Genomic DNA, 18,220 nt, shown 5'->3' with positions numbered 1-18,220 from the left:
ATGAAGGTGTTAGTTACTGAGAGGATTGCAAAGGAAGGTATAGAAATTTTAAAAAACGAGGGTATAGAAGTTGACGAAAAAATAGGACTGACTCACGAGGAGATTTGCAATATAATAGGAGAATATGACGCTCTAATTGTCAGAAGTTCAACAAAAGTAAATGAAGAGATGATAAAATGTGGTAAGAACTTGAAAGTCATTGCAAGAGCTGGTGTTGGTATTGACAATGTGGATGTAGAAAGCGCGACAAAACATGGTATTATTGTTGTTAATGCTCCGGATGGTAACATAATGGCAGCTGCCGAGCTCACAATTGGTCTTATATTTAGCATATTTAGGTACATCCCACAGGCGTACATGTCTTGCAAACAGGGCGATTTTAGAAGAAATAAGTTCAAGGGTGTTGAACTTTACGAAAAGACAGCCGGAATTATCGGATTTGGCAAGATTGGAGCGCTTGTTGCTGAAAGGCTCAAAGCTTGTGGAATGAGAGTCATTGCATATGATCCATACGTTTCTGACGAAAAGTTCAAAAAATACGGTGTTGAAAAGGTTGACTTTGACACACTATTGAAGGAGTCTGACCTTATTACTATTCACACACCAAAGACAAAAGAGACATATAACCTCATTTCGGAGAAAGAGTTTAAAAAGATGAAAAAAGGTGTCAGAATTGTAAACTGTGCGCGCGGCGGTGTCATAAACGAAAATGACCTTTACAATGCAATAAAAGAGGGTATAGTTGCAGCAGCAGCACTTGACGTTCTTGAAAAAGAACCGAATTTTGAGCTTGAAAAACAGGACTACTACAACCCGCTTTTAGAGCTTGACAATGTAGTAATCACACCTCATCTTGGTGCGTCTACACAGGAAGCGCAGGTAAATGTGGCTGTGTCTGTTGCAAGAGAGGTTGCGGCGGTGCTCAAGGGCGGTATTGCTAAGAATGCTGTCAATCTACCTGCGTTTGAAAAGGAAAGACTTGAAGAGATTATGCCATATTTGGAGCTTGCTGAGGCAATGGGCAAGATTTTTATCCAGGCAGAGAGAACTTTTGCTAACAAAATAGAAATTGTCTACAGTGGCCAGATAGATGAAAAAACAACAACTTGGCTCACACGAGCGCTTTTAAAAGGATATCTTGAATTTTCAGTACAGGATACTGTCAACTATGTAAATTCACAGCTTTTGGCAAAAGAACAGGGAATTGAAGTAATTGAAAGTAAAAAAGAAGAGAGCGGAAAGTTCAAAAACATGATAACTGCAAGGTTTACTACAAGCGAAAAGGTTTTAGAACTTTCTGGAACGGTTTATAACAACGAGGGTAGAATCATAGATTTCTTTGGCTACAAGGTTGATTTCAAACCAGAAAAATACATGCTCCTTATCCAGAACATAGACAAACCTGGCATGATTGGTAAGATTGGTACCATTGTTGGGGAGTATGGAATTAACATTGCTACAATGCAGGTTTCGCGCAACAAAAAAGGTGAAAAAGCTGTTATGGTATGCGAGGTTGATGGTGCTTTGCCTGATGAGGCTGTGGAAAAACTTAAGAATACAGATGGCATTTTGAGAGTTACAATGGCAAAACTGTAAGAGTTGCATTTTAAAAAAGCTACAAAATTACAAAATGGAGAGGGTTATGGTATAAGATGGCTAACATTAAAGGTTTTAGAGGTTTGCGGTATTCACCTGAGATTGAACTTGACAGGTGTATCTGTCCACCTTATGATATAATTTCTGAGGATGAGAGAGAAGAGCTTTATAAAAAGAGCGAATATAACATCATAAGAGTGGAGTTTGGTAAAGAGTTTGAAGATGATGATGAAAATAATAACAAGTTTACAAGGGCCAAAGAGTATTTAAATACATGGATTCAAAATGGTGTTTTGAAATTTGATCCTCAAGAGAGTGTATATGTTATTGAACAGGAGTTTGAAGTTGAAGGCAAAAAATATAAAAGAACAGGCTTGATAGTACTTCTTGAGCTTGTTGAGTTTGAAAAGGGAATTGTAATTCCTCATGAGTTTACACTTTCAAAGCCTAAACAGGAAAGGCTTGAGCTTTTGAGACATACAAGAGCAAATATAAGCAGTATATTTGGGCTTTATGAGGACAAAACAAAAGATGTAAAGAGCATTCTGGACCTAATTAAATCGAGAAAAGAAGATGTTGCTTACAATGGTATTGGCACATACGAAAAAATGTGGGTTGTCTCTGATGGTAAGATTATAGAAGAGTTGAAAAAACTATTTAGTGACAAGAAGATATTTATCGCAGATGGTCATCACAGGTATGAAACTGCCCTTGAGTTCAAAAAAGAGATGCAGCAAAAGGAAGGCATAAGACAGGATGCAGATTACAACTACATAATGATAACACTCACTGCCTTAGAAGATGAGGGAATTGTGATTTTGCCGACGCACAGGATTGTGCTTTCTTCAAGCATTGAAGAGGATATTTTTGTTGAAAAGCTGAAAATGGATTTTGATATTGAAACTGGTGAATACGATGTTTTAAAGAGAAAGCTGGAAGAGAAAAAGAAATATGCATTTTTAGTTTACACATACAACAAAAACTTTTATTTGATAACACTAAAAGACCCCGAAAATGCCCTAAAGGATGTGGAAGGAAGCCGAGCATACAAAAACCTTGATGTTGTTGTTCTGCAGAAGCTGATTTTAAATAGAATATTGGAAATTACAGACGAGGATATACTATATCAAAGAAATCTAAAATACACAAAGTCGGACAAAGAATTGATTGAAATTGTAAATAAAGGAGCTAAATACGGATTTATTCTCAACCCAACACTTGTTGAAGAGTTAAAAGAAGTGTCTTTGAGCGGTGAAAAAATGCCTCAAAAGTCTACCTACTTTTATCCAAAACTCATGACAGGTAATGTAATATTTGTTCATCAAAAGTAAGCAATAACTTTTGAAAATACTAAGGGTTTGGATATTGGTGCCTGAGCATATTAGTTTGGGTTTCAATATCCAAACCGTTTTTTGTATTTTATGTATGAATAAAGAAGGGAGAAATTATGAGGGATGATAAAGCTTGTTGCCACAGACCTTGACGATACACTTTTGTCAAAGGATTTGACAGTGACCAAGAAAAATCTTAAAGCTATAGAATTTTTAAGGCAAAATGGCATAATTTTGATATTAGCATCAGGAAGACCCTATCCATCTGTGAAAAAGGTGGCATTTAAGCTTCAGAATTTTTATCCTATGATAACATACCAGGGCGCACTTGTGTATGACCCTAAAAATGACCAAAAGCTTTACGGTTGTGAAATCCAACCCGAAGACGCAAAACAACTTGTGATGCTGGCAAAAGATGAGGGTATTCATGTTCACATTTACATTGATAATATATGGTATGTTGAGGTGATGAACGAAAAGACAGAGTATTACAAAAACCTTACAAAGCTTGAACCCCACAAGGTTGAAAACTTTCTTGAATTTATAGACAAGCCTGTTACAAAGGTTTTGTTTTTTGATGATCATGAGAGGCTGAAAGTTTTGAAAGAAAGGCTTCCCAAGGAGTTTTCAGAGAAGTTCAACATAATGTTTTCAAAGCCTTTTTTCTTGGAATTTACAAATATTAACGTCTCAAAAGGAAATGCTTTGAAGTTTTTGGCAGAGTACTATGGTTTAAAAAGAGAAGAGGTTATGGCAATAGGTGATGGTGACAATGATATTTCAATGATTGAATATGCAGGTGTTGGTGTTGCTGTTGAAAATGCCACAGAAAGTTTAAAAAATGCTGCTGATTTTGAAGTAGCAAGCTGTGATGAAAGCGGGTTTGCTGAAGCAGTTGAAAAAGTATTCAATGTCCAGTTTTAAAGTTTCAATCATATAATAGCATAAGAAGAAGAAAAACTGATAAATTAATAAGAAAACGAGGGCTAATTTAAAAATTTAAAGGAAAATGATATTTTTTAAAAAATATATTGACTTTTGAGACAAATCTGCTAAAATAAATTCTGTTACTTGAAAAGAGTAAATTCCAAGAAGGAGGTAGAGAAGATGCACGCATTGGGCAGGCACATAATAGCAGAACTTTACGGGTGTGACAAAGAAGTGCTCAACAATCGCGAACTGATTGAGAAGATAATGGTAGAGTCAGCGCTCAAAGCAGGTGCAGAGGTAAGAGAGGTTGCGTTTCATAAGTTTTCACCACAGGGTGTAAGTGGTGTTGTTGTAATTTCTGAGTCACACCTGACAATTCACACATGGCCAGAGCTTGGCTATGCAGCAGTTGATGTATTTACATGTGGCGAGAGAGTTGATCCATGGCAAGCTTGCAACTACATCACAGAGATGCTCAAAGCAAGCCACATGACAACTACAGAGGTAAAAAGAGGTTTGTTCGAACAACCTGTCAAGGTAGCAAACCTGTAATAATACCTCCTTTTTGTTGATGGTATAGAAGGTAATGTATTGTTAAAGTTTTGAAGGGATGTGGAACTTGGAATTCTATAAGGAGGATACACCTTGTTTAAATTGTGTTACATTTTGAGGTTTTTGATGTATGAAAGAATACAAAAAGGGAACAATATTTAACAGAAAGACCCCCTTTACTTAAATAAAAATATTTTGGTGCACAGAGAAGATTTTCTGTGCACCATTTTTTTGGATTTACTAAACTTTGAATTCTGAAAACTTAAAGTGTCGAAAATGAAAAAAACATGACATCAACAGCAAACTACTTTTCAAGAAACAGAGGTATTGTCCAAAGTTTTTAATTTCGTTTAACTATTAACACCTGTCAATTTCCTCTAATTGCAGAACAAAATGACATTTAACAATATTAAATTGTACCAATAAAATCAAATTCAAATATTAATACTTCAAAAAGTAAATAATTTTCTTATTCTCTATTTTTATGTTTCCTTTTTTTCAGCTTCATAAAGACTGTGTGACAATACTTTGATATGGTGCAGAGTGGAAGCTTTTAGTATTAACATAAATACAAAATAAAGATATTTACTGTCTTTCACTTCTTCACTATTTAAGTCTACTCTTGCTCTCGCATAACAGAAACTATCATATTTAACCTTGTTAAATATCTCAATTGGAAGTTGAAAATAAAGAGCAGTCGAAGCAGGGTCGATAATTAAATAACCGTTCTTTTTATCAATAATAAATCCTTCATCTTGCCATTTAAACATGTTTTCACCCAGATAAGAACGAGCAAACTCTTTAAGTAACATATTCAAATAAGAAATTTCAAAGGTCACTGGGGATTCTTTCAAAGCTTTGTTAATTTCTTTACAAGCAAGTAAAAAGACTTCATTAGGGCTCCATATTTCTATTCGTTTTCTTCTCATACCGGCACATAAACCATAAAAGGAATCAGGGAAAAATAAATTAACTGCAACTGTTTTTGCATGCGGATTGTTACTATATATATAATTTCTGAAAGCACTGTCAAAAGTATTTTTGTTAGTATATCCATACCAGTCGTAATTGCTTTCTACAGGTCTGTAATTGAACAGCTTGTCAATTAAAAATTCAAAAAGATTTTTGTTCATTCTTTTCAGAAATTTAATACTCTTTTTCTCTTCCATAATCAAATTATAAGAATAAGCAATAGCAAAAGCTTCTTCTTTCTGCCATATTCGACTACAGTTATCTATTCTGGCAAAGACATCGCAGAAGTGGTAAAATTCGAAGCGAGAATAAATGGTTTTTAAAATAATATAAACAACTTGGGCAAGTTCTTTTTCTGAACTTATTGTGAAACCATTTTGGTAAACAAGTTTTAAAATTTCAAGCATTAACTGCAAAACTGCTTCAATTTTAATTCTTAAAAAACCTATCTGCTTGTCAGGAATGTAATATCCTAAAACTTTATTTACAGAACCGTAATATACTTTTTGGTAAATTTCCAGCTGAGTATTTTCTATTTCTTTTTCAAGAAACTCAACATAGAACAAACCGTTATTATATTTTTTCCCAGATAAAACCTCAACATATTTTTGGAAGAAAACATCAAAAAGCATGTATTATTTATTTTCACCTCTTTCGAATATTTACATATTTTTATCATACCTTAAGTTTTAATTTGTTTCAAGCTATATTTACAAAAATAAACTGGATATGATGTTATAAAATTAAAAAAATAGTGGGCTATAGAGGATGCCAAAAAGAGTAATATCTTTTGTTATGCTTTTGTCTTTTTTAATTTCAATTTTTCTTTCCTATCAAGCTTTTTCGTATTCAGATAAAGTTCTAAAAGACATTTCAATATTTGTGACAAAAGTTGAGAGGCTTGACAATAACCAGTATAAAGCAACATGGGGATATGAAAATCCGAATAAGAGTACAATAATGCTTCCGAAAGGGCACTCTAAACTATTTGGCGATATCAAAAGAGGTGCCTGTATTTACAGATTTGAACCGAGGAAACATGCAACTGCTTTTTCAACATTATTTACTGGTGACAGGGTGATTTGGGAGATAAAAAACATTTCGGGAAAAGAAAAAAGGGCTATAGCTTACAAAGAGGCTGCAAATTTAGATTTTAACTCTTCTCTTATATCTATTAATTTTCAGCCGTATATAAAAGGACAAAATAATATTTTAACAAAAGGTTTTATACCAGACAGTGGTGAAGTTTTTTCAAATCAATTCGGGCTTGATTTTGGATTTGAAAAGAAGGCGAAAACCTTCAGGGATAATGCTTGCAAAGACCCTCTTGTTTGTACCGGCGTGATATTAGAATATAACAATAAATGGCAGATAAAACTTCCCAATGGAGATTATGATGTTGTAATAAGTGTGGGGAGTGCAAATAAGGACACATGTAACACAGTTATTGTGGAAGGGCAGGAATTCTGTTTAAATTTGAAACTCAAAAGAGGTGAATTTCAGCAGATAAAAAAGAAAGTAATTTTAAATGATGAATACCTTACACTCAGCACATCTTTTCACGGTAATTCAAAAACAGTTTTAAATTACATACAGATATTCTCAAAAAAAGTTTGTAGCATCAGCTTAGAGCCGAAGGAAATGGAAATTGAAATAGGTGAGAGTTTATATTTATTTGCTAAAGTTATTCCAGAGTGGGCGGATAATCAAGAAGTAATTTTTAGCAGCGAAAACCCTTCAATTGCCGAAGTAGACCAAAAAGGTATGGTAACAGGAGTTGCAGCCGGAACCACAAATATAATTGCACAAACTAAGGATGGAGGATATAAGGCTGTATGTAAAGTCACTGTTGTAGAGTCTGGTGTGCCATATCAGATTTCTTTTGCAAAGACTCGTTTGGATGTAGAGATTGGCAAAAGCAGAAAGATAGAATATATAATTGAACCTGTAGGGTATAAAGGCAAGATTGAGTGGATTAGCTTAAATCCTGATATTGCTGAGGTGGACTCACAGGGCAATGTAAAAGGAGTTTCAGTAGGAGAGACAAGGGTTAAGGCAAATCTGCCTGAGACAGGAAGTTTTGATGTTTGCAGGATTGCTGTCCACGACAAGTATCCTTATCCATTTGTTCTTATGGCAGACAGTGTCTATGGAGATGTTTATCTTGAATGGGATGAAGTTTGCAATGCTGAATATTATGTTGTAAAGAGAAAAGCAGAAACTGAAGAGAATTACAAAGAAATAGCAAAGACAAAAAATACAAGTTTTGTAGATACAACATGTTATGAAGATGGCAGATATTATTACGTGGTGTATGCTTACAACAGCTTTGGAGAGAGTCATTCAAACGAAGAAATAGTAGATGTTCGCAACCTCGACAGCGATTTTGATGGCATAAATGACAAGAAAGAGAGCATGCAGGGTTTGAACTCCAAAGTGCAGGATAGTGACCGAGATGGGCTTGAAGATAGTTATGAAGCAGAGCTTGGCACAAATCCACTTTCTAAGGATTCTGATAATGACGGACTGAGTGATTATTTTGAACTTGAAATTTTGAAAACAGACCCACTCATTTCTGATTCTGACAGTGATGGCATTATTGATTCCAAAGAAGATTTTGACAATGATAAGCTTGATAATTTGTCTGAAGAAAAAACTTTTACATCTCCAATTTTTGCAGACACAGATTTTGATGGAATTAGTGATTATGATGAAATATTTATCTCAAAAACAAATCCAATAAAAGTAGATACTGACGAAGATGGTTTGTTTGATAAAACAGAAGTAGATAGTGGTTTAAATCCACTTAGCAAAGACAGTGACGGCAATGGCGTGATTGATGGAGAAGAAAGTATCTACCAAGTTGTGTCAGGCGAAAGGCTAAGAAGTGTTAATCAAAATGAACAGGTTGTCTTTGGACTCAAGATAAAAGCAAAGGGTGAAATAGTCAACAGTGTTGTTGTCCAAAAAGTTTATAATTCATCCACATTTTTTGCAAATGGCTTTATAGTAGGAGAACCTGTTAAAATTGAATGTTTTGAACCGTTTGAAGTAGCCCAGCTTCAATTTAGGTTAAATGACACTGTTTTAGAGGGAGATCAGCTGAGCCATTTTGCGGTTGTGTGCTATGATACCAAAGGCGGCAAGTTTAGCTTACCAAAGGCAACATATAATGAGAGTTCAAAAACTATTACTGTTGAAACAAATCATTTCAGTGTATACTATCTTATAAATCTTAAGAAATATTTAGACATCACTGGTTTAAAAAGTGGGACTGTTTCACCTTCCGGGCAGGCTGATATTGTGTTTGTTATAGACACAACAGGTTCAATGTCAGACGAAATAGATGCTGTCAAGCAAAACATTAACAATTTTGTAGATAAGCTAAAAACAAAAGATATTAGTGTAAATTTGGGGCTTGTAACATACAAAGATATAACATGTGATGGTCCAAATTCAACAGTAGGTCATGGATTTTTCTCATCAGCAGATGACTTCAAAAATGCACTCGGCAGTATAAAAGTTGATGGTGGTGGCGATACACCTGAGACACTGATTGATACTCTTGAAACTGCAAGGTTGCTTGGCTTTAGAGAAAACAGCACAAAATTCATAGTTGTTTTAACAGATGCCAACTATAAGCTTGAGAACAGGTTTGGAATAAAGTCAGCAGATGAGATAATAGAAAGACTCAAAAGTGATAATATTATTGTTTCAGTTGTAAGTCCTACGTCGTTTGAAGAATTGTATTTTGCTTTTTCCAGCCAAACAAAAGGTATTTTTGCAGACATCTATTCTGACTTTTCTTCAACACTTGAAAAGTTAATTGATTTAGCAAACCAATATGTCAATGATGGCAGCTGGATTGTTTTGTCCAATCTGGATATAATCAAACTTAAAAAAGCTCCAGATTTAAACGACAGTGTTACCGACACTGATGGAGATGGACTTGCTGACTCTGAGGAGCCAAAGAACTCCCAGAAAATAACACTGGAACTTCCATGGGGTGGATTGCTGGAAAATTTAGAAATTTGGGATTTTGTAAGCTATCCTACCAAAGTTGATAGTGATGAGGATGGACTTTCAGATTACGATGAGGTACTTAAATACAAAACATCTCCTATCGATTATGATACCGACTGCGACCTTTTGAGCGATCTTGAGGAAATAGAAGCAGGGACAAATCCGGTTGTTGTTGATAGCGATGAAGATGGTTTGAGTGATAGTATTGAGTTTTATCTATTTCCTGGTGATGAAGCTTTTGATCCTAACACTGAAACAACTTTGTGGGGATGTGACTATGAAGAAGCACTCCTCTATTTAAGAGAAGAGCTTCCGCTTTATGTGAAAAGAAACACAGTTGAGGATGTAATCTTAACAACAACATACTCTCTTTACAAAAAGCAGAAAACTTTAAATAATTCCAGAAAAAGAAGCAAAGTTACAATGTTGAATAAAAACATAGTTTTTTGCTCAAGAAATGATGAAAAACTTCTGATTGAACCGGATGAAGAGTTAATAATTTGTGAGGGCTCAACTATTTATGTTAACAGCAAATACCCTGAATTGTTTAAAGTTTACGGCTCTTTAAAAATAGGTGGACCTAACAAAAAAACTTATGTGAAAATAGGAAATCCAAATAATTCATCAAAGTCCAATACACTCAAAGCAATTAGAGAATATACTTCAAGAATGACCATTTTTGCGGTAGTAGCCCCAATGGAGTGTGGTAACCAACCCAGATGCGAAATTACGAATATAGAGCTTTCTTCATTTGCGGGTTTTTTAAGCATAGGACACAAGGGATATGTTAAGATAGATGGTTGCACACTTAAGAATGTGAAGACGGGTGTATATGTAAGCCCGGTTTGTTCTCCGCAGGGTTCCCAGCTTTTGATTTCAAATACCACATTCCATAGCTGCTCAACAGCCGGGCTGTGGCTTTGCGCAAATATCAAACCTGTCAGGATAAATAAGAGCATATTTTATAGTGCCCCTGTTATAGTTGACAGCAAGGATGCAAATTTGAGGTTTGATGAATGTATATTCGAAAACTGCAATAACAGCAAAGATGAACCGGCATTTAGAACACTGCAAAGAGGCTCAAAAAACATTCTATTTTTATCCTGTGCATTTAGAAACAATAGCATTGGAATACATGCTTATTATCACAAAACAATAGTATTTATAAATGATTGTGTATTTGAAGGGCACAAATATTGCTCAATTTTGCGCCAAGTAAATCCTAAGGTTATTGTAGATAGACATACACGGTTTTTAGAAACCATAGAGCCTATCGTAAAATTTGAGGGAGCATCAACAAGCGAAACTCTATTTTCAGCTATTTTAGGATTATTAGATCCTTGTGGTATTAAAGATATCATAGAAATATTAGCAGGCGAAGACATCATAACTGGCGAAGAGATTCCAGGTATCGAGAAAGTTGAAAGGTTACTGTTTTTAACTTTAAATGCTAATGATATAAGAAGAGCAGATGATATTGAAAAGTGGCTTAAATATTTGGATGAAATAGAGAAAAATTCAAGTAAAGAATTCAGGGACTCTGTTGCGAAATATTCACCTGAGTTTGCCGAAAAAATTTGCAGGAAATTGTCGAATTCTGAAATATCAGCGGCAGGAAGACTGTATAATAAGATAGGCGAATTTTTTACCCAAGGATTAAATATCTATATAGACTCACATTACAAAAAACTGATGGAATTATCAGAAGAGTATGGCAGAGAGGCAGTTTATTTGAGCATTCACGAGGGGTTGGAGAATGCCGAAAGAAGACTGGTTGTGATTTTTAAAAATACAAGAGAGATAAAAAATAAAGAAGATTTAGTATATTTTATAAATAGCAGCGATGAGCTGGCAAAGTCGCTGGGTGTGAGTGCTTTCAAAGAATCCAACTATCGAGATTGTTTGTATAAATATCTGGGTATAGATAACATAAAGGATTTGGCAAACAAGGCATATCAAGTTCACCACATATTTCCACAGAGTTTATTTGGGGAAGGTGGTCTTTATGAATCGATATTTAAAAGAGCGGGGTTGAATGTCCACGATGTGAGGTTTTTGGGGCTGTGGGATGCAAAGGACCATTTGAAGAAAAAGTATGATTATAATAGAGAATGATTAGAGGAAATGAGGAAGTTGCTGTGAAAACATGGAGATCGGATAGAGGATATTGATATAATTGAAGTGATAGAAAAAGGAAGGGAGATAGCGGATAGATATGGGTTCACAAGGGTTAGATTTTAGCTTTTATGATAATTTTTATCATCTTAGATCTGATTGGCGCTCAATGCAAGTAGAATTGCGACAGGAAGACTATTTAAGTGGTAAATATTTAGAGATATTAAGACGAGGGCATGAGATAGTGGAAAAAGAAGGGGCGATAGAGTTTTGGAGGATAAGGAATAAAAGGTTATCAGATGTTCTTACCACAGGAAGTGACATACTGATAGTGTCGAGCAGGGTGATAGAGATTTTGGAGAGGTATGGACTTATGGGTTGGAGGAAATTTAAGGTAGTGATAAAGGATGAGAGGAAGGGTGTAATAAGCGAAGGTTACTGGGGAATAAGTGTTGTGAGTAATATATTGAGAAACAGGTGGGATTTATATCGCGAGATAGTAGAGGAGAGGCTGGATGGGACTAAGAAGATAAGGAAGTTTGGATGGTATTTTGAGCCTGAGGACTGGGACGGCAGTGATTTTAACCTGCTTGATGGTATATCTTTAATAGTTACAAAGAGGGTAAAGGATGTGTTTGAGAAGGAGAAGGTAAAGAATATAAGTATTAAGAGTGTGCATGATATTAGTGTTTAATGATATTGAGGACTTTTGAGAGGGGCAGAAGAGCCCCTTATTTTTTAATATGCTATAAAAAATTTTGACACTTCTTCTGTAAAGAACTTTTAAAAAGTATGCTTAAGAGTATATTAAAAGGTTTCTCACAAGGTTTATTTATCCCTCTATATCTTCTTCACTTCTGAATATTAAATGTTCTATAATAATGTTATACTCAAAGAAAAGGGGGCTATTGGTTTTTGAAAGTTGTCTGCTACGGCGAGGTTTTGATAGATTTTTTGAATGTAAAAGATAACCTGTTTGAAGCAAACCCGGGCGGTGCTCCTGCAAATGTTGCGGCAGTGGTTGCGAAGTTTGGTGGGGAATCCTGTTTAATCTCACAGGTTGGAAATGACATATTTGGAAAAATGATTATAGATAGCCTTTCTACCTGTGGTGTTGATATTTCAAATATTAAAATGACAGATGAGTATTTTACAACTCTTGCGTTTGTAAAGCTTGACAGCCGTGGTGAGAGATCTTTTTCCTTCTCAAGAAAACATGGTGCAGATGTTTACTTAAAGGTAGAGGATATTGATGTTAATGTTATAAAATCAGCTGATATATTTCACTTTGGCTCGCTTTCAATGACATATGAACAAAACAAAAGAACCACCTTTGAGCTTTTAAAGATTGCAAGACAAAGTGGCAGCACAATCTCATATGACCCAAATTACCGAAGTAGCCTGTGGGAAAGTCAAAAAAAGGCTTTAGATACCATGATTGAGCCTGTTGAAAATGGGTTTGTTGATATTCTGAAGATGTCTGAGGAAGAGGTTTTGCTATATGAAAAGGAGGTAAATAACTTTTATAATAGAATAAAAGACAAGGTAAAGATTTTTCTTGTAACATTTGGCGAAAAGGGTAGCATGGTTTTCTTTAAGGGAAAGTCATATTTTGTTGATACAATAAAAGTTGATGTGGTTGACACAACTGGTTGTGGAGACTGTTTTGTTGGTATGGTTTTGTATGAAATTTCAAAATCTTTGCCAATTGAAAATTTATCAGAAGATGAAATTGTTAAAATTGTAAGAAAGGCAAACATAGCAGGGGCTCTGTGTGCGACCAAAAAAGGTGCTATTCCCGCAATTCCTGAGTACAGTTGGGTTTTAGAAAGGCTTTGAAGTCCAAAAAACTTTATTATAAAAACTTTTGGGGGAAAGAATGATGAGAGCAATAATAACGGTTGTTGGTAAAGATAAGGTTGGTATAATTGCGGCAATCTCGAGCTTACTTGCCCAGAACAATGTAAATATACTTGATATAAGCCAGACGATCATGCAAGGATTTTTTACGATGATAATGCTTGTTGACCTTAAAGATTGCAAATTGAAGTTTTCTGAACTGAAAGATCTTCTCATAAAAAAAGGAGAGGAAATAGGCGTTGATGTAAATATGCAGCACGAAGACCTTTTCAATAGCATAAACAGAATATAATAATTTTTCTTTTTGAGGAGATGAAAGCAGAATGTTCACATCACAGGAGATAATTGAAACTATTAATATGGTAAAGCAGAGCAATTTAGATATCAGAACAATTACAATAGGTATTAGTCTTTTTGATTGCTGTTCAGATGTTCCACAAAGATTTATTGATAACATGAAGAAAAAGATTACAAAATATGCCGGCAATCTTAAAAGTGTAGCAGATGAAATTGAGGATATGTTTGGACTTCCAATTGTCAACAGAAGGGTAGCTCTTACACCTATTTCTCTTTTGACCTTTTCTTATTCATATGAAGATCTCATAGAAGTTGCGATTGCCATTGATGAGATTGCCAAAGAGCTTGAGGTTGATCTGATAGGTGGTTACTCTGCGGCTGTTCACAAAAACTATGATGAAAATACTAAAAAATTCATATCTTCTATCCCAGATGCATTGGCCTCAACAGATAGACTATGTTCTTCGGTTGACGTTGGCACAACAAGGTCGGGTATTAACCTTGATGTGATTGCCCATCTTGGGTTTATAATAAAAGATATTGCACAAAAAACAAAGGACAAAGACAGTTTCGGCTGCGCAAGGTTTGTTGTGTTTGCAAACGCACCAGATGATAATCCATTTATGGCAGGTGCGTTTCATGGGACAGGCGAGGGAGATTGCTGTATAAATGTGGGAATCTCAGGTCCTGGTGTTGTGAAAAGAGCATTGGAAGAGAAGAAAGATGCTTCAATTGATGAGATTTATGAGACAATAAAAAAGATGGCATTTAAAATAACAAGGGCTGGTCAGCTTGTTTTGCAGTATGCAAGCAAAAAGCTCCAAATTCCAGCCGGGATTGTAGACCTATCTTTAGCACCAACACCGAAAGTTGGTGATAGCATTGCAGAGATACTTGAAGAGATAGGAGTTGAAAAGGTTGGTGGATATGGCACAACATTTGCTTTAGCGCTTTTGAATGATGCTGTAAAAAAGGGCGGAGCGATGGCTGCAACGTTTACAGGGGGTTTATCTGGTGCGTTTATTCCTGTCTCAGAAGATTCTGGAATGGTAAAAGGGGTTGAAAGTGGAACACTTTCATTGGAAAAACTAGAAGCTATGACAAGTGTGTGTTCTGTTGGGCTTGATATGATTGTTGTGCCGGGAGATGTTGAACCTGAATTAATTTCAGGGATGATAGCAGATGAGATAGCAATTGGTGTATATAATAACAAAACAACTGCTGTGAGAGTCATTCCTGCGTATGGTAAAAAAGAAGGCGATGAGGTTAACTTTGGTGGGCTTTTGGGAGGTTCAAAGGTAATAAGAATAAACAGAAACTCACCTGAAAAGCTTATAAAACGTGGGGGAAGAGTTCCACCACCTATAATATCGCTGAGAAATTAAAAAAGTTTTTTAGAGGAGGTAGTAAATTTATGCTTTTTTCTAAGATGCATGGACTTGGCAATGACTTTATTGTGATAGATGCAAGGGGTAAAGAAGATATAGATTATAACTTGCTTGCAAAAAAGATGTGTCATCGCCATATTGGTGTTGGAGCAGATGGGATATTGCTTGTTTTAGATTCGAAGCTTGCTGATATCAGGATGAGAATTATAAACTCAGACGGGTCTGAAGCAGAAATGTGTGGTAATGGCATTCGATGTTTTTCTAAGTATGTATTTGAAAGAGGAATAGTGAAAAAAGACAAATTCAAAGTTGAAACATTGGCAGGAATAATAGAACCACAGCTTATCTTAAACGATTATGGGCTTGTTGAGAAAGTAAGGGTTAACATGGGAAAGCCAAGTTTTAAAAGAAAAGACATTCCTATGCAGGGTGACCCCGAGAGCGATGCTATAAATACCTCAATAGAGGTTGAAGGCAAAGAGTATAAGATTACATCCCTGTTGATGGGGGTTCCTCACACAGTGTTGTTTGTTGACGATGTAGAAAAGGTTGACATTTATACTTTAGGTCCTAAAATAGAAAAGCATGAGGTATTTCCAAGGAAAACAAATGTCAATTTTGTTCAGGTGATTGACAAGAATAATATTAAGGTGAGAACGTGGGAAAGAGGAGCCGGAGCTACATTTGCATGTGGAACAGGCTCTTGTGCCTCTGTGATAGCATCAAACTTGAACGGTTTTACAGAAAAGAAGGTAAACGTCCACCTTTATTTTGGCATGCTTGAAATAGAGTGGCAAGATGATGGCACAGTATTCATGACAGGACCTGCCGAGGAGGTTTTTGTTGGAGAGTATTTGGATTAAAGATTATTTTTAGAAATTACAGAAAAAAGCTCTCTTATCTTGGTTATAAAGCTTATAAATAAAAATAGATGCCAAGAATGAGAGCTTTTTTATTTAACAATTAAAATTTGGTATTATATAATTAATAAAAATTTATCTTTAGTTCTACTTTTTTCAACAAGTGTAATTGTAAAAGGACTTGAAAGGGGATATTTTGTGGTAAATTCAAGAAAAGCTGAAGAAGAATCTAATGAATATACCTTTATTTTATAATGCTTTGGAATATCTCTATAGTCAAAACGAGGGGAGAAAGTTAAAAAAAGACCATGTTTTAAGATGTACTTGTACATGATATCTGGCATAAATTGCTCTTCTTTGCTCAGGAGAATATTTACACTTTTTGTATTGTTACCATTTAAAAATTCTTTACTTATTCTTAACAGATTTTGTTTATCATTTATTTCTTCAATTGATAAAGAAATAGTCGTTAGTAAACCATTATTATAGCGCAGGAATTTATTATCAAGATTGATTGAAGTTTGCATTATCTCTTTTGTATAATTTTTAAGTTCTAATTTTATAAGTCTGGATAAATTAGTTTTTATAGATTTCTTAATATAGTAGAAGCACAAATCTTTTATCGATTCAATATCATCTAAAAAGCGAAAAGAAAAATTTTCTGAGACACGTTCAACAATATAAGCGTCTAAAAATAATTTTTGATTTTTAATGTCTTCAATAAATTTATTCAGTGGATAAAATGCAAAAGCCTCCCAAAAGTGTCGAGTCATTTTTGAATTTTCTGGTGGCCGATACATTTCCTTTTCCTCAGCGTCAATTTGTCCAAATTTAATAAATATAAAACCGTCAGCGTTGCTAATAGGAAAATACCTTATATAGGATATAGGAAACGGCTTTTTAGGATCATTATCGTAAATGTAACTATAGAATTTATTTTCAAAAAGGTCTATTACATAAATTTGCCATTTATTATTAGAGTTGGAAGCATAAAACTTGTCGTGTATAGTTATTATATAGCGAAAATTTACCATTTCAAAAAAAAGGAGGGGAGGCACAATGAAATTACTTATACCTTCCTGTTTTAAGTGATTTTCCCATAGCTTTAATTCAACAATAGGAATTTCAAGAATGTCTTTTTCGTCTCTATTTAGCAGGTTAATACTCCTGACAGTAATTTTAACATAGTCATCTGCAATATTCCAGTAATACCCATATAGTGTATTATTTATTTCATCAAAATAAATGATTTTATCTAATTCTTTTTTAAACAGGTAAGTTTTAAGTTGAAGATTTGAGATATCAATAAAACATATACCAACAGATTTATATGTGCTTCGGTTTAATACACTTCTTAATAAGAAATTTTTGCACTCTATTGGTAAACTACCCAATTGATTATTTTTTAAAACATTATGCATTTCGGATGATAAATCTTGGATATAAACAACATCAATGTTCATTATTTTTATCCTCCTAAATAAAAGTATTGACTGCTTTGTTAAAAGACAAGAAGTAGCTTTGAAAAGTTTGTTTAGCTACCTCTTTGTAATTTTTGTATTACAAAATTTTACTAAACCATAACCAAAGATATTGTCTTTTCCTTCTTTTCCCATGTCTTTAGATAATTTCAAAAGCACTTTATAAATTTCATTAGCTATCAAGAATAAATCAGTAAAAATATATCAGTGTCTCCATTTGATTATAAGGATTATCTAAAACCATATCTTTATATAGCATGTGAACTTGATCTTGAGAATCAATAAACTGTTTATTAGAGCAACTATAAGACTTGTAAGTTAAATAAAGATGGTCGGGATTTTGCAATATATCTTCTTCATTAAAATGCATTTTAGATGTAATTATGTAATCTTTTTTTAAATTTAATTTAATGATATTTTCATTTTCCTCAAATTCAAAATAAAAGTCCCTCTTAATTATCCTTTTTCCAAAAAACAAAATAGTAACTTTAAAACAATACGAATTTATTTTATTGGCTTTCACAATATAAAATAAATTCTTTTTTTGGAATTTTATTGCTGTCCAATATACGTTCTTTTACGAACATTGAATCACTTAAAATTCTCTCATCAAGGCTGCAGACGGTTTCTTTTGTTTTTACACCTAGAAACTTTGACTCTTATTAGTTCTGACTTGTTTTGAGTTATAAAAGTCTTTATATAGAAAAACTCATCATTTTCGAACCATCTGCAACAAGTTGGAACAACAACGTTAAAATCCATTCTCTCAAAACAATATCTTTCGAGATCAACATTACGAATAGAAATGTCTTCAA

The 18,220-nt window shown here is 34.3% G+C and carries 12 protein-coding genes; 10 read left to right on the top strand and 2 right to left on the bottom strand.

Features of this window, described 5'->3' with window-relative positions; translation table 11 throughout:
- The 4 genes from serA to speD all read left to right on the top strand — a co-directional run bounded on the left by serA (window position 1) and on the right by speD (window position 4,409).
- Window positions 1–1,596 carry a phosphoglycerate dehydrogenase gene (serA, locus tag COB47_RS09545; protein ID WP_013291170.1) on the top strand — a complete coding sequence of 532 codons (1,596 nt, stop codon included), beginning with the start codon at window positions 1–3 and terminating at the stop codon, window positions 1,594–1,596.
- Window positions 1,597–1,652: 56 nt separating this feature from the next.
- Window positions 1,653–2,927 carry a DUF1015 domain-containing protein gene (locus COB47_RS09540; RefSeq protein ID WP_013291169.1) on the top strand — a complete coding sequence of 425 codons (1,275 nt, stop codon included), beginning with the start codon at window positions 1,653–1,655 and terminating at the stop codon, window positions 2,925–2,927.
- 123 nt (window positions 2,928–3,050) lie between these two features.
- Entirely contained in the window at window positions 3,051–3,851 is an 801-nt protein-coding gene (locus COB47_RS09535; protein ID WP_013291168.1) for a Cof-type HAD-IIB family hydrolase, read from the top strand.
- Window positions 3,852–4,034: 183 nt separating this feature from the next.
- Entirely contained in the window at window positions 4,035–4,409 is a 375-nt protein-coding gene (gene speD, locus COB47_RS09530) for an adenosylmethionine decarboxylase (RefSeq protein ID WP_011916845.1), read from the top strand.
- A 482-nt stretch (window positions 4,410–4,891) separates the two neighbouring features.
- Here speD and COB47_RS09525 read toward each other — a convergent pair whose 3' ends face one another.
- A complete protein-coding gene (locus COB47_RS09525) occupies window positions 4,892–6,013 on the bottom strand; it encodes a hypothetical protein (RefSeq protein WP_013291167.1) in 1,122 nt (373 codons plus the stop codon).
- 136 nt (window positions 6,014–6,149) lie between these two features.
- On the opposite strand from COB47_RS09525, the gene COB47_RS09520 reads away from it, so the two are divergent.
- From COB47_RS09520 to dapF, 6 genes are all read left to right on the top strand, one after another.
- Window positions 6,150–11,519 carry an Ig-like domain-containing protein gene (locus COB47_RS09520; RefSeq protein ID WP_013291166.1) on the top strand — a complete coding sequence of 1,790 codons (5,370 nt, stop codon included), beginning with the start codon at window positions 6,150–6,152 and terminating at the stop codon, window positions 11,517–11,519.
- A gap of 100 nt (window positions 11,520–11,619) precedes the next feature.
- On the top strand, window positions 11,620–12,213 hold the full coding sequence (locus tag COB47_RS09515; protein WP_013291165.1) for a hypothetical protein: 594 nt from the start codon (window positions 11,620–11,622) through the stop codon (window positions 12,211–12,213).
- 221 nt (window positions 12,214–12,434) lie between these two features.
- The gene (locus tag COB47_RS09510; protein ID WP_013291164.1) at window positions 12,435–13,358 is read left to right on the top strand and encodes a carbohydrate kinase family protein; all 924 of its coding nucleotides are present in this window, start codon (window positions 12,435–12,437) and stop codon (window positions 13,356–13,358) included.
- A 43-nt stretch (window positions 13,359–13,401) separates the two neighbouring features.
- The gene (locus COB47_RS09505; protein WP_013412665.1) at window positions 13,402–13,671 is read left to right on the top strand and encodes an ACT domain-containing protein; all 270 of its coding nucleotides are present in this window, start codon (window positions 13,402–13,404) and stop codon (window positions 13,669–13,671) included.
- A gap of 31 nt (window positions 13,672–13,702) precedes the next feature.
- Window positions 13,703–15,061, top strand: coding sequence for a PFL family protein (locus COB47_RS09500; RefSeq protein WP_013291162.1), 1,359 nt, complete (start codon window positions 13,703–13,705; stop codon window positions 15,059–15,061).
- Between the two features lie 29 nt (window positions 15,062–15,090).
- Window positions 15,091–15,927 (top strand): diaminopimelate epimerase, encoded by an 837-nt coding sequence (dapF, locus tag COB47_RS09495; RefSeq protein WP_013291161.1) that lies wholly within the window; start codon window positions 15,091–15,093, stop codon window positions 15,925–15,927.
- A gap of 113 nt (window positions 15,928–16,040) precedes the next feature.
- On the opposite strand, the gene COB47_RS09490 is transcribed toward dapF, so the two are convergent.
- A complete protein-coding gene (locus COB47_RS09490) occupies window positions 16,041–17,387 on the bottom strand; it encodes a hypothetical protein (RefSeq protein ID WP_013291160.1) in 1,347 nt (448 codons plus the stop codon).
- Window positions 17,388–18,220: the final 833 nt, after the last annotated feature.

Source organism: Caldicellulosiruptor obsidiansis OB47 (assembly GCF_000145215.1).
In the GTDB taxonomy this organism is placed as follows: domain Bacteria; phylum Bacillota; class Thermoanaerobacteria; order Caldicellulosiruptorales; family Caldicellulosiruptoraceae; genus Caldicellulosiruptor; species Caldicellulosiruptor obsidiansis.
The sequence above is the reverse complement of the archived record's forward strand: the minus strand, read 5'-3'. Positions and strand labels throughout refer to the sequence as shown.

Excerpts from the sequence above, each read along its gene's own strand:
- serA (WP_013291170.1), top strand. The coding sequence starts at position 1 with ATGAAGGTGTTAGTTACTGAGAGGATTGCAAAGGAAGGTATAGAAATT.
- COB47_RS09540 (WP_013291169.1), top strand. The coding sequence starts at position 1,653 with ATGGCTAACATTAAAGGTTTTAGAGGTTTGCGGTATTCACCTGAGATT.
- COB47_RS09535 (WP_013291168.1), top strand. The coding sequence starts at position 3,051 with ATGATAAAGCTTGTTGCCACAGACCTTGACGATACACTTTTGTCAAAG.
- speD (WP_011916845.1), top strand. The coding sequence starts at position 4,035 with ATGCACGCATTGGGCAGGCACATAATAGCAGAACTTTACGGGTGTGAC.
- COB47_RS09525 (WP_013291167.1), bottom strand. The coding sequence starts at position 6,013 with ATGCTTTTTGATGTTTTCTTCCAAAAATATGTTGAGGTTTTATCTGGG.
- COB47_RS09520 (WP_013291166.1), top strand. The coding sequence starts at position 6,150 with ATGCCAAAAAGAGTAATATCTTTTGTTATGCTTTTGTCTTTTTTAATT.
- COB47_RS09515 (WP_013291165.1), top strand. The coding sequence starts at position 11,620 with ATGGGTTCACAAGGGTTAGATTTTAGCTTTTATGATAATTTTTATCAT.
- COB47_RS09505 (WP_013412665.1), top strand. The coding sequence starts at position 13,402 with ATGAGAGCAATAATAACGGTTGTTGGTAAAGATAAGGTTGGTATAATT.
- COB47_RS09500 (WP_013291162.1), top strand. The coding sequence starts at position 13,703 with ATGTTCACATCACAGGAGATAATTGAAACTATTAATATGGTAAAGCAG.
- dapF (WP_013291161.1), top strand. The coding sequence starts at position 15,091 with ATGCTTTTTTCTAAGATGCATGGACTTGGCAATGACTTTATTGTGATA.
- COB47_RS09490 (WP_013291160.1), bottom strand. The coding sequence starts at position 17,387 with ATGAACATTGATGTTGTTTATATCCAAGATTTATCATCCGAAATGCAT.